Source organism: Asaia sp. Ae19-3 (assembly GCF_059801175.1).
Window position 1 is genome coordinate 1683664 of record NZ_JBCHWF010000001.1, and the last position, 12710, is coordinate 1696373.

At 56.1% G+C, this 12710-nt stretch carries 9 protein-coding genes; 5 read left to right on the forward strand and 4 right to left on the reverse strand.

Annotated features, from left to right (window positions below; all coding sequences use genetic code 11):
• Nucleotides 1-58 precede the first annotated feature (58 nt).
• Nucleotides 59-715, reverse strand: a complete 657-nt coding sequence (alkB, locus tag AAID99_RS07285; protein WP_498493538.1) for a DNA oxidative demethylase AlkB — start codon at nucleotides 713-715, stop codon at nucleotides 59-61.
• A gap of 137 nt (nucleotides 716-852) precedes the next feature.
• Here alkB and AAID99_RS07290 point away from each other — a divergent pair, with 137 nt between their 5' ends.
• From AAID99_RS07290 to AAID99_RS07310, 5 genes are all read left to right on the forward strand, one after another.
• A complete protein-coding gene (locus tag AAID99_RS07290) occupies nucleotides 853-1239 on the forward strand; it encodes a hypothetical protein (protein WP_498493539.1) in 387 nt (128 codons plus the stop codon).
• A 646-nt stretch (nucleotides 1240-1885) separates the two neighbouring features.
• Nucleotides 1886-3883 (forward strand): hypothetical protein, encoded by a 1998-nt coding sequence (locus AAID99_RS07295; protein WP_498493540.1) that lies wholly within the window; start codon nucleotides 1886-1888, stop codon nucleotides 3881-3883.
• Between the two features lies 1 nt (nucleotide 3884).
• Nucleotides 3885-4832, forward strand: coding sequence for a glycosyltransferase family 2 protein (locus AAID99_RS07300; RefSeq protein ID WP_498493542.1), 948 nt, complete (start codon nucleotides 3885-3887; stop codon nucleotides 4830-4832).
• 330 nt (nucleotides 4833-5162) lie between these two features.
• Complete coding sequence (locus AAID99_RS07305; RefSeq protein WP_498493543.1) at nucleotides 5163-7556, forward strand: TonB-dependent receptor; 2394 nt, start codon at nucleotides 5163-5165, stop codon at nucleotides 7554-7556.
• Between the two features lie 86 nt (nucleotides 7557-7642).
• Nucleotides 7643-8473, forward strand: a complete 831-nt coding sequence (locus AAID99_RS07310) for an alpha/beta fold hydrolase (RefSeq protein WP_188425943.1) — start codon at nucleotides 7643-7645, stop codon at nucleotides 8471-8473.
• A 39-nt stretch (nucleotides 8474-8512) separates the two neighbouring features.
• Here the strand turns inward: AAID99_RS07310 and gorA are convergent, their stop codons facing one another.
• From gorA to AAID99_RS07325, 3 genes are all read right to left on the reverse strand, one after another.
• Nucleotides 8513-9904 carry a glutathione-disulfide reductase gene (gorA, locus tag AAID99_RS07315; RefSeq protein ID WP_498493544.1) on the reverse strand — a complete coding sequence of 464 codons (1392 nt, stop codon included), beginning with the start codon at nucleotides 9902-9904 and terminating at the stop codon, nucleotides 8513-8515.
• Between the two features lie 101 nt (nucleotides 9905-10005).
• Entirely contained in the window at nucleotides 10006-10890 is an 885-nt protein-coding gene (locus AAID99_RS07320) for a ferredoxin--NADP reductase (RefSeq protein ID WP_188425945.1), read from the reverse strand.
• A 117-nt stretch (nucleotides 10891-11007) separates the two neighbouring features.
• On the reverse strand, nucleotides 11008-12669 hold the full coding sequence (locus tag AAID99_RS07325) for a S10 family peptidase (protein WP_371869843.1): 1662 nt from the start codon (nucleotides 12667-12669) through the stop codon (nucleotides 11008-11010).
• Nucleotides 12670-12710: the final 41 nt, after the last annotated feature.

The following is a 12710-nucleotide window of genomic DNA, read 5'->3' on the forward strand; positions in this document are numbered from 1 at the left end:
GCGTCTTCCTTCGGTTCAAAAAGAGGGGGGCTAGTATGAAACGGAATATCCGTGCCGCCTAGGGGCTATCCTCGGCACAGACACGGCGGAAGGTCAGATTCCAGCGACAGGCGCCCGTCAGGGGGTGATGACCGGGGGGCAATGGCGCAATCCCGTGATAGAAAAGACGGGAGGGACCACCCCACACCACCACATCGCCACTCACAAGGCGCAATTTGCGAACGGGGTCGGAGCGCTCGCCTCCACCGAACAGAAACTGCGCTGGCAACCCCAGTGAAACAGAAACGATCGGGGAATCGAAGGCCGTTTCGTCCCGGTCCTGATGCAGCCCCATGCGCGCACCGGGAACATAGCGGTTGAGAAGACAGGCCTGTGGCTCGAACCCATCGAAACCCGCCTGCGCCGCCATGTCACGCGCAAAAGTGATCCACTCAGGCGGCAAGGCTGGCCAGTCCCTGCCGGAAAGCGGGTCTCGGGACTCGTAACGATAGCCGGCCTCATCTGAATGCCAGCCGAGCGAGCCACAATTTGTCATTTCAACGGAAAAGCGACGCCCGCCCGGTGTCATGAGCTGTCGCAACCCCGCCTGCGACACGACATCATTCACCTGCGCCAGAAGGTTTTGCTGATGCGAGGCGGCAGCGCCGGGAAAAAACACCGCCCCGGGCGCAAGGACCTTGGATGCGCGAAGGGCAGTGAACAGATCATCCATCATAATAGACTCTTGCCGCCCCCCGCCTCACCGCTTACTTGACGTTCTTACAGCGCCAGAGATCGGGCTTATTTCCGAATTGGCAACCACCGTTCCTGTACGCCATGCGAAACGGGACGAAACTGCAAGGGAATGCTTCGATGCCAAAGCTCCGACGCGGCGCCTTTCTGGCCGCCACTCTCATCGCCCTGCCAGCCGGTACGGCCTGGGCCCAGTTCACGGGACAGAATGCCCCCAATGACGCTCATGCCCCGCAGAGCACGACCAATGACGGCGGCGTCGAGTATCATGGCAAAGGCGAACATCTGACCGCCAAGGGACGTCACTCCCTGCCCCCCGGCTATCAGGAAACGCCCAGCACCGAATTCAACCACGGTCCCGACCCCGATCACGCCGATAACGTGCAGCGCGATGCCGTGACGGGTGCCGATCTCAGCAAATTCGGTTCTGCCTATTCCAACAGCAGCCCGGTCCAGAGCGGCCAGCTCGGCGATGCCTCCGGCAATGGCTGGGTCGCCCCACGCTGAGTCTCGCCATCTGATCTGTCGTCGAAATCTGAGTTAACGCGAGACAGCGCACCGGTCAGAGACAGATCAGTGCACACAGACGCGTTACATCTGAGGGTTCTTCACCACTTAAGCCTTGTCGGTTGCGAGCAGGTGAGAGTCTAGTTCGCTGCGTCGCGCAGGAAGTTGCTGGAACCCTTCAACTCCTTCGAGCGGAAAGACAGCGGAAGAAACTATTTGCCCTCAATTGTCTTTCCAAGCCCAGACGCGGCCTGGATAGGCTCACGACAACTCGACTTCTACCAGCTCTCCTGGTCACGCAGCGTGGCTAAAACCCCGCCACAAGCAGGACATATCCTGCGGTATTATCTTTGGAACTACCCAGGCGGAGAGATGAGTTTTATATACATCGTGCTGATAACAAATAATAAACTGCTATTATTTGAACTAATATTGTAAGACTTATACGCCACAATATGACTTGAAGAACAGACATATTTATAAATCGCTTTTCTCTATTTCAATACCGTGAAAAATCATACAAAGCAAAAGTGTCAAAAAAGGATATTGGAGAGACACTGGTGATTAGACAAAAGACTACAGATAAGATAAACGATCACTTCATAAGCAAGAAGATTATCGCGCCGCTCTCCACCCCACCAGAAACATGATGTCTTTTGATATGCATTCTTTTCTTCCTGACCCCATCCATTTTCTCATAATACTGTTCATATTTGCAGGGTCAGGCTTTCTCGCAGGATATCCTTTATCTCGCTATCTGGATTCGAATATTCGAAACCGAATATTTCTCTCCCCGTCTTTAGGCCTTCCCTTGATCGGGGCAATATCTCTGCCCGTCTTCCTCCTCTGTCCGTTTAACCCCATCGCTGTCATCCTCGTGGCGGGACTTATCATCACCGGCTGCTGGATAGGCGACAGATGGATCCAGCTACCGGACAAACAGCCTTGCGGCAGCCTGAGCTGGCTATGGATTGTTGCTGCTGCTGGTCTCAGCCTCATTCCGGCCTATGCTGTTTCTCCCCACTTCTTTCACCACGGCATCGGCTTTGGGGCTCCGATATTCGACCACGAAAAGGTGGTTATCATTGATGAAATGGTGCGAAACGGCACACCTGTCCGCAATCCGTTCCTGACCAAAGCCGGCAGCTCTCCATATCTGAATTACTACTACGGGTGGTATTTTCTCGCAGCCCAAGCGTCGCTTCTCAGCGGCTGCAATGGATGGGCAACCGATATTGTATTCACTGGTGTTACCGCCTTCCTCTCCTTGATATTCATGGGGTGGGCGGCGTTGCGGTTTTCCGGACGGAATTCCTCGACGTGGATTGTGCTCCTTTTCAGCCTGCTGTCCTCAGTGACGCCGTTTCTCTCTTTTGTTCTCGGCCAGAGGGGAAACGAAATCCTGGTCCCGGAACACCCCTTGGAAACCTGGATTGTCCAAAGCGTCTGGGTCCCGCAGCACCTGTTCAGCGCCACGACAGCGTGCCTTGCCCTGATATTATTTGTCCGCCTCGTGCAGGCCTCTGCATTCACGCCAGTCGTTTCCGTAGTCTCAGGGCTACTGGTTGCCTTCTCTTACCATTGCTCCGTATGGGTCGGACTCACGGGACTGCTTCCGGTTATCTTCGCCATTGTCCTGATGTCATTCAGTCGCACAAAAAATAAATCATATTATAGCAATATCTTTCTTTCAGGCTTTGTATCCCTTGCCGCTGTCGCGCCAATAGCCATGCAACAAGCCCACCGAATGAAATCGGGAAAAATTATTGCAACATGGATATATCCGGTATTTTCTTCATCACATTCCAGATCTTCTGATATCTTGAATTTTATTGGATATTGGACATTTCTGATACCTTTATATTTCGGAATCATCTACCTCCTCTCCATTCTTTGGGTCTGGTATCGTCGATCAGTACATGCCCCCTGGAGCCTCAAAGAGAAATCAATCGTCGCAGCGTGCTTTCTTCCCCTTCTGGTCGCACAAATTCTTCACAGCGTGATTTCTACAAACGATCTTGGCTGGCGCTGTGTCCTGATCAGCGTAATGGCCATGACAATTGTCTCTGCGCGCATTCTTTCTGAGCACATTCGAAAAACGTGTGTACTCATCGTCAGTATTATCGCACTCATGCCAGCTCTTCTCACAGGTTTGTCATTCGCCGTGGGAATAACTGCAACACAGATCCTTTATGGCTCACCTAACGAAGAATCTGAGCGCATGCTGTCGGTAGATAAGGATATGTGGAAAGCCGTTGCAGATGTAACGCCAAACAAAGAAGCCGTCGCCTTCAATCCTACCTATGAGGAGCATCTCACCCTTTGGGAGGGAAGCATTTCGTGGGCAATGCTTAGCAATAGAAATACCTGTACGCCTGGCTGGCTTTATCTCAATGCGTTTGCCTCAGATACAACGAAAGATGAAATAGTCATCATCTCAGATCGGATCCACCGCGTTTTCGGATCTGACACACGCGCGGATGATTTTCGAATTCTCCGCGATGAATATAACTGCCGGACACTTTTGGTCGTGCCGAGTGATGGACTATGGCATCTACCCCTGACAACTCCTTCCCCGTATTTCGACCTTGTGCAGGAAAATCCCGGGAAATGGCGTATCTATCGTGCTCACGGAGAGAAATAATATGCCTCAGCTGATTTCCCTGATTGTTCCCTGCTATAACGAAAGCAACGCTATCGATCCGTTTATGGCAACAATCCTGCCAATACTGTCCGCCGTTCCAGACACGCTCTGGGAAATCATCTGCATAGATGATGGCAGTAAAGACGATACATTGGCCAGACTTGTTGCCCTGACGAAAACAGTTTCCGGCCTCAGAGTGATCGAGCTTTCACGGAATTTCGGTAAAGAGGCGGCGCTGACTGTCGGTCTCGATTCATCGCGGGGCGCAGCCGCGATACCGATCGATATCGACCTGCAGGACCCGCCGGAACTGATTACGGATATGGTGAAGGCGTGGAGAGAGGGCGCTGAGGTCGTCGTGGCTCGACGGATCGATCGAACATCTGACTCACTGATGAAGCGCAAAACGGCGAGCGGTTTCTACAAGCTGCATAATGCCCTTTCCAAAATCAAGATCCCGGAAAATGTCGGAGATTTCAGATTGATGGATCGATGCGTCGTCGACGCCCTCAAGGAACTCCCCGAGCGCCAGCGCTTCATGAAAGGTCTGTTTGCCTGGGTAGGCTTCCGGACTCAGACAATCGACTACATCAGGCCTGCGAGGAGTGCCGGAACATCCAAATTCTCGGCGTTGTCTCTTTGGAACCTGGCAATGGAGGGCTTTACGAGCTTTTCAACTACGCCTCTGAGAATATGGACCTACGTGGGAGGCTGCGGCGCAGTCATAGCGTTACTCTACGGTCTCGCAATTCTTTTACGTACCTTTTTTATCGGTAGCTCGGTTCCCGGGTACCCTTCTTTGTTCGTCGCCATTATTTTCTTCGGGTCTGTCCAGTTGATTTCCATTGGTTTCCTTGGGGAATACATCGGCCGCATCTACATGGAGTCGAAATGCCGACCCAATTATATTGTCCGCCGACGCTATGGCGACACCAATACGGTCCCATAACATAAAGTGAAATAGAAACCGTTTGATTTAACCGCAAAGAAAGAGGTTATTCTAGGTTAAATCAAATTTTCGATAATATATGCATTAATAATATATTGGCATATATTTCGTGTATATAATTTCGGAAGAATCACGTATTTACGGACAAAATGCGATTTTCAATGATTATACCGTGATATATCTATACTTATTATAGAGATTGTTGTTAACAAATCCATCATAAAAACGAAATAAAATCGTGGTTTGAAAGAAAACGATCGTTTCGACACCGTCGCGTCCGCATCGGGCGGCGTGAGGTTGCGTCTGCCCTGAGACCATCAGGATCAGGCCATGTCGTTTTCGCGTTCCGCCCGCAAACGGGCTCTTCTTCCTCTCGGCACGTTCGGGTTTGTCGCTCTCGCAGCTGCCGGGACGTGTCATCCGGCAGTCGCGAAGGCGCATCACAAGCCTGTTCCGGCAGCCGCACGGCGCAAGGCGGCGCCAAAGACACAGGCAAAACCGCATGACCTCATGGCCACGCACGACGAGAATGTCAGCGTCTCTGCTCATCGCGCCGTGCAGGGGGGCGGCCTCATGACCCGTCAGACCGAAGCAAAATCGGTCAGCATGGTGACGCAGGACTATATCGCCAAGCAATCGCCTCTGGTTAACCCCGGTGTGCTGGTGTCCAGCCTTCCCGGTGTTCAGGGTACAAATGAGGGGCCGCTCAGCACCACATCGGAAACCGTCCATATCCGTGGTCTCGATCAGACCCAGATCGGCATGGTCTATGAAGGCATGCCACTGGCCGACCCGTTCACTTACAGCGCTTACACCTCGGCCATGGTGGATAATGAGGACCTAGCCAATGTAGCCGTCAGTCAGGGGTCATCAGATCTCACAGCACCGACCTATAATGCCGATGGCGCGCAGATGACCATGAGCCTGCGCCACCCGGGAGCGCATTTCGCTGCCTATGCTGAAGGCTCAGGGGGCACCCACAGCTCGAACAAGGAATTCGTGCGCATCGATACCGGCGAGATTGGTCATAGCGGTGTCACGAGTTTCGTCTCGGGTTCCTATTCCAGCGGCAATCTGTGGCGTGGGCCCGGCAGTCTTTATCGTTGGCATCTCGACGCGGCGGTCGAAAAGCACTGGACACCCAAAGGCAGTTCCGAGCTCATTTTCGGCTATAACTACGCCAACCAGACGGAATGGCTCTACCCCAATCTCGCGCAGTGGCGCCAATATGGCACCAGCTATAACACCCACGGCCAATACACGCCGGGCGATACGCTTTACTACAAGCTCAACACCAAGGCGACGAATGCCGTCGTCGGGACACTGAAGAACCATTTCGATCTGGGAGACGGGTTTGCGCTCGATGCCCAGCCCTATGCGGTCGAAACATACGGGCCCAATAATTACGGTGCCAGTATTCCCATCACAAACGGCTATCGCGGGACCGAACAATATGCCGTTCTTGATGGCTATACGCCCGCGAAAGGGTCAGTGACGGCCATCAGTATCCATCCCTGGGTGCAGACATCGAGCGGCCTGAACCTGATTGGCTCATGGCACCGTGGCATCAACACGCTGAAATTTTCCTACTGGTACAGCTATGCGGTCCATACCGAATTTCAGAACCACTACGCGGTCAATGCACAGGGGCAGTATACCCAGAATAACGGCTACCTGACCGTAGGCGGCAAGGCGATCACCCAATATGACATCAACGGGTTCCAGCAGCTCAACGCGCTCGGCCTCGAAGACCAGATCAAGCTGTTCCATGATCGTCTGACGATTGATGCCGGTCTGCGGGCCAACATGATTTCACGCAGCTTCACCGAGGATCTCCCCGGCGCCCAGCCGTATAAATCGGTGAAGAACATGTTCATCCCGGCCCCTCAGGTGCTGATTTCCTACCAGCTTACGTCTGACAACCAGATCTATATCAACGGGACCACGGGCTATCGCGCGCCCTCTTCCTTTCAGGCGCAGGTGCCTGTCTACACATTCACGACGCCTGTGCCGGTCACCCAGCCTCTGGCCAATTTCACGCCTGAATACATGATTGGTGAGGAAATCGGCTTTCGTCATTACGGGCCAGTCATGGCGACGATTTCGGGCTTCAATTACAATCTGACGCACCACCAGATCAGCAGCGTGTCCTATATCCCCGGCACAAGCATCCTGACCTCACAGCCTATCGATGCTGGCGGTGAATCGGCCATGGGCATTCAGGCTGAACTATCGACCCGCCCCTGGCACCATCTGAGCGCCTATGCCTCAGGCCAGTACATGCATACGAAGATCGGCAATAACATAGCCTATATGGGCGATGTGCTGCCCACCAAGGGCAAGCAGGAGGTCGCCTCGCCCAAATTCCTGGGCGCATTGGGGCTGACCTATGATGACGGCACGACTTTCGGCAATTTCAACCTTCGTTATTCTGACTCGCAATATTCTACACTGATGAATGATCAGAGCATTCCGGCCTATTTCACGGCTGATGCCTCGATCGGCCGCTGGCTGCCCCGTTTCGGCCGCGTGCGCCCCAAGGCCATGGTGAGCCTGATGAATATCGGTGACGTGCATTATCTGTCTTCCATCACCGGATTTACGCCGACAGCCGCCGCCTCGATCAAGGGAATGGGCGGCAAGACCCTTGCCGGGTCGCAGCCCGCCTATGCGGTTGGCACCGGCTTCGCCGCCATCGCCACGGTCTCTGCCAGTTTCGAGTGATCACGCTCCTGTCGTAGCGGGAACTCCCCGGTTTCAGGCCAGTTCTGGCCTGAGACCGCTTTGGCTTTCTTGAAAAGGATGCGACCATGCCTTCGCTGAAACTGCGTGACGGAAACAGCCTCCATTACAAGGATATGGGCGCAGGCCGCCCGGTCCTGCTGGTTCATGGATGGCCCCTTACCGGCGATATGTGGGAATATCAGACACTGGCCCTGCTCGAGGCCGGTTATCGTGTCATCACCTATGACCGACGCGGCTTTGGCCAGTCGAGCCACCCTTTCGGCGGTTATGATTACGAGACGCTTACCGCCGACCTTGCCGAGCTGATCGACTATCTCGACCTGACCGATCTAACCCTTGTCGGGTTCTCGATGGGTGGTGGTGAGGTGACGCGCTATGTCAGCCGTTTCGGCACGACCCGTCTGGCTGGCGTCGGGCTGATCGCCTCTGTCGTACCGTTCCTGCTTCAGACAGATGACAATCCCGATGGGGTGCCCGTCGATGTGTTTGCCGAGTTCAAGGCGCAGATACGCCGCGACCGCTTTCACTTCCTCGCCGAGTTCCTGAAAGGGTTCTACGGCGTCAGTATGATCCGCAAGCCGGTCAGTCAGGCCCTGATCGACTGGAGTTTCACGCTGGGCATCATGGCAAGCCCGAATGCAACGCTGGATTGTATCGACAGCTTCAGCCGCACCGATTTCCGCCCTGATCTGGCCGCTCTCACCCTGCCCGTTCTGGTGGTGCATGGCACGGGCGACAAAACCGTGCCCTATGAGCTGACAGCAAAGCGTGTGAGCGAAGCCGTGCCTCATGCGCGCTATGTCGAATATGACAGCGCCCCGCATGGTCTGTTTGCTACCGATGCCGAGGCGCTCAACCGCGATCTGTTTGCCTTCCTGAACAGCACGAGAGGCTGAGCGCGGTTTTCCCGGCCCTTAGCCGGGCCGGGAAAAGAGTTACGAGGTGCGGCTGACCTGACGGGTCGGGCTGCGCATTGTCACAAACTCCTCTGCCGTCGTCGGGTGGATGCCGATTGTGCGGTCGAAATCGCGCTTCGTCAGCCCGGCCGTTACGGCGATGGCCACACCCTGCATCAGTTCGGCAGCAGCATCACCCATCATATGCGCGCCGACGACCTTCTGACTGTCCCGTGACACGATCAGCTTCATGAATGCCTTGCGGTCACGGCCGATCAGCGTCTGACGCAACGGACGGAAAGAGGCCGTGAAAACGTCGAGATCCGACTCTTTCGCGGCTTCTTCTTCCGTTAGCCCGACACTGGCCAATGTTTCAGAGAAGAACACGGCCTTCGGGGTGGTCTCATAAGCCCAGTCGCGCGGCGTGTGCGATGAGAACAGGCGCTCGGCCAGCGTATGCCCCTCCGCAATGGCAACCGGCGTAAGGTTGATGCGATCGGTGACATCGCCAATGGCGTAGAGGTTCGAAACCGATGTGGCCGAGTGTGCGTCGACGACGACCGCCCCTTTCTTGGTTTTGACACCAAGCGTTTCGAGGCCCAGCCCGTCGGTAGCAGGCTTGCGGCCTGTCGCGAAAAACACGCAGTCAGTGTCGATCGTGGTGCCATTGGAAAGGCTGACTCTTCTGGCGCCAGCCTCCAGCGCCTCGATCTTCTCGGGAGAAACGCCCGCATGGACGGTAATCCCGTGTTTCGGGAGCGCCTCGAGCAGCTTCTCACGCAATTCCTGATCGAAACCGCGCAATGGCAGATCCTGGCGGAAAACGAGATCGACCTTCGATCCGAGCCCCGCGAAGATTCCGGCAAACTCGACGCCTATATAGCCGCCACCGATAATGCAGACGCGCTCGGGCCGCTCTGTCAGATGAAAGGCCTCGTCGGAGATAATTCCGAGTTCAGCGCCTTCGATTGGTGGGCGCACGGGGCGGCCGCCGGTCGCGATGACGATCTTCTCAGCCGTGACACGTTGAGGCGTTGCCTTTTCATCGAGCGGGCCCGGGCCGATTTCGATCGTATGAGCGTCGATCAGCTTTGCCCTGCCGACAAAGAGACCGACCCCGGCCTTGTCGAGCATGGATTTGTAAATCCCGTCGAGCCGCGTGATTTCCTTGTCTTTTGCCGCGATGAAGCGGGTCCAGTCATGTGCGCCGATCTCGACATCCCAGCCATAGGCGCGGGCGTCTTCAGCGGCTTCGGCCCCCTCGGAGGCATAGACCATCAGCTTCTTGGGCACACAGCCCAGATTGACACATGTGCCTCCCCAGTGGCGGCTTTCAGCTATGCCGACGCGAGCCCCATTCTGTGCTGCAATACGGGCGCAGCGCACGCCGCCCGATCCGGCACCTATCACGAAAAGATCGAAATCCGGCATGTGGCCTGTCTCCAAAAGAAAACGCGGCCGGAAAAGCTCCCGGCCGCGCATGTCATGGTCATCAATAAGGTCTGCGCCCGTCCAGAACGGACAAGACGGGCTCAGCGTTCCGCAAAAGCCTTTTCGACAACATAAGAGCCCTGCTTGCTCATATTGCCTTCCTCGAAGCCCATCGAAACGAGAAGCTTTTCGGTATCGGCCAGCATTTCAGGCGACCCGCAGATCATCACGCGGTCATGCTCTGGGTCGAGCTTCGGCAGGCCGAGATCCTCGAAGATCTTGCCGTTTTCAATCAGCGTGGTGATGCGGTCGGTCACGGCAAAGTCTTCACGCGTGACGGCCGGGTAGTATTTGAGCTGCTTGGACACGAATTCGCCAAGGAATTCATGGTTCGGCAGGTCGTGGCGGATATGGTTCATATAAGCCAGTTCGCCCGAGATACGCACGGTGTGGCTCAGCACCACATTCTCGTAGCGCTCGTAGCACTCGGGGTCTTCGATCAGGCTCATGAACGGTGCAAGACCGGTGCCGGTCGACAGGAAATACAGGTTGCGACCCGGGCGCAGATTGTCGAGCAGCAGCGTGCCGACCGGCTTGCGACCGACCAGAACCGTATCGCCCACCTTCACATGGCGCAGACGCGAGGTCAGCGGACCGTCTTCCACCGCGATGGAGAAGAATTCCAGCTCTTCCTCATAATTGGCCGAAGCGATGGAATAGGCGCGCAGGAGAGGCTTGCCCTCAACCTCGATGCCAATCATCGTGAACTGGCCGTTCTCGAAGCGCAGGCCGGGGTCACGCGTGCAGGTGAAGGTGAAGAGACGGTCGGTCCAGTGATGGACGCTCAGCACTTCGCAGGCCTGAAGGTGACCATATTCCTTGCTGGGCGGCGCCAGATGGTACTGGCCCGGATGGCCATCGACGGGCAGGAGCCCGGTCAGTGGCTCGGAGATAGTCGGCATGGGCAGAGAGACGGGGGCGTTCATCTGGTATCTTTCGAAAGGCAGCAGGGGGCGGGCGGTCTGACACCGCCCAAAGTGGCGAAATTTCTAAAACATCCTCTCGCCCTTTGAAAACCCCACAGCCCCGCCTGTTCTAAAATATTACGACGATTTCGGATGCGTCCTTGCGATAAACTGCGAAACATTATCGTGCATTTCATGCAGCGCCGGCAGATGCGCATAGACCATATGCCCCGAGGCATATTGCTTGATCTCGATATTCTTCGCGAGCGCACGCGGGATCGGCAGATGCCGCATCTCATAAACACCCTCGAAATAGGGCGTCCCGAGATCGTAATACCCCTGGTTCAGCATCACCTGAAGCGCCGGATTGGCCTTCATGGCCGCTGCAAGATCGGGCAGCACATTCGGCTCTCCCCGTGCAGGGCCACGCTGGTCGGGCTGCTTGTGCGTAAAGCTCCATTTGCCGATGCTATGGGCGCTGACGCGATATTCCATATAGCCGTCACCAAAGGACGGGTCGGCGCCATAATGCAGCGTCGTATGGGCGTAGTCATTGAACGCCGCCACATAGGCGGACTCCATGGCGGCCGATTGCGGGTCATATTCGGGCGTCTGGCCCAGCGGGTCCATGCTCGGGCCGGAGAAACGACTGTCTAGACGACCCGTATCCATGCCCTGATCGCCCAGCAGGGTCTTGGCAAATTCGCCGCCATTGACGCGCAGATTGGCCTTGATGATGTAATCGACCGGCAGGCCGGTATAGCGGTGCAGTTTTTCTGCTGTCGCTTTCAGCTTGTCATCGCTGATGCCGGTGCCATCCTGGAGCGCCGATGTGTAATCGGTCAGCGCAAAATGCTCGACCTCGGCCAGAAAGGCTTTCAGATCGGTGGGCTGGTCGGGCAGCTTGTGGTGATACCAGGCTGTTGCGGCAAAGCTTGGCAGGCCAAGCACATAAGGCTGATCGTTGCTCGGGTTATTCTGTGCCCGGTCGATGGAATTGCCGTAATTCAGGATCTGCGATAGCAGGATGACGCCGTTGAGGTCGATCCCCTTATCCTGACGCAGCGCATTGGCGATGATGGCCGAGCGCGTCGTGCCATAGCTTTCACCAAAGAGATATTTGGGCGAATTGAAGCGCCCGTGCCGCGAAAGGAACTGCGCGATGAAATCGGTAAAGGCGGCGGCATCGGGGTCTGTGCCATAAAATGCCTTGTCGCGATCCTTGCCAATGACGCGGCCATAACCCGTGCCGGGCGCGTCGATGAAGACGAGATCGGTCGCATCGAGCAGGGAGTCGTCGTTATTGACCACCTTGTAGGGGGCGGCTGGGGTTGGCTGATCGTCCACCGTCACGACGCGCTTGGGGCCGAGCGCGCCCATATGCAGCCAGACAGTCGAGGAACCGGGGCCACCGTTATAGACGAAGGTGATCGGGCGGTTTTCGGGATGCGCGCCCTTCTTGAAATAAGCGACATAGAAAACCGAGGCGACAGCCTGAGGCGCCTTAGGGTCCGGATTGGCGTCATCCCACCCGGCCGGATGGATGATGAGCGTGCCGGATTCTGTCTGGTACGGGATCGCCTGCCCGCGAATGGTCACGCTGCCCTCGCTCAGCACGTGCTGCGGCTTCATCAGGAAAGCTGGTCCCGGAACGCCACCGGGGCCACCATCGGGGCCGGGCGGCGGCGGGGGCGGTCCCATATGGGGCGGCATGTCGGGCGCGGCCAGAGCCGTGCCTGCGAGAAGGGTCGTCAGACCGAGAATAGCAGAGAGTTTCGGGGCTTGCTTGAACCGCACCATGGGCTCCTTCAGATCGTTTCGCACTCGTATAGGAGAACGAA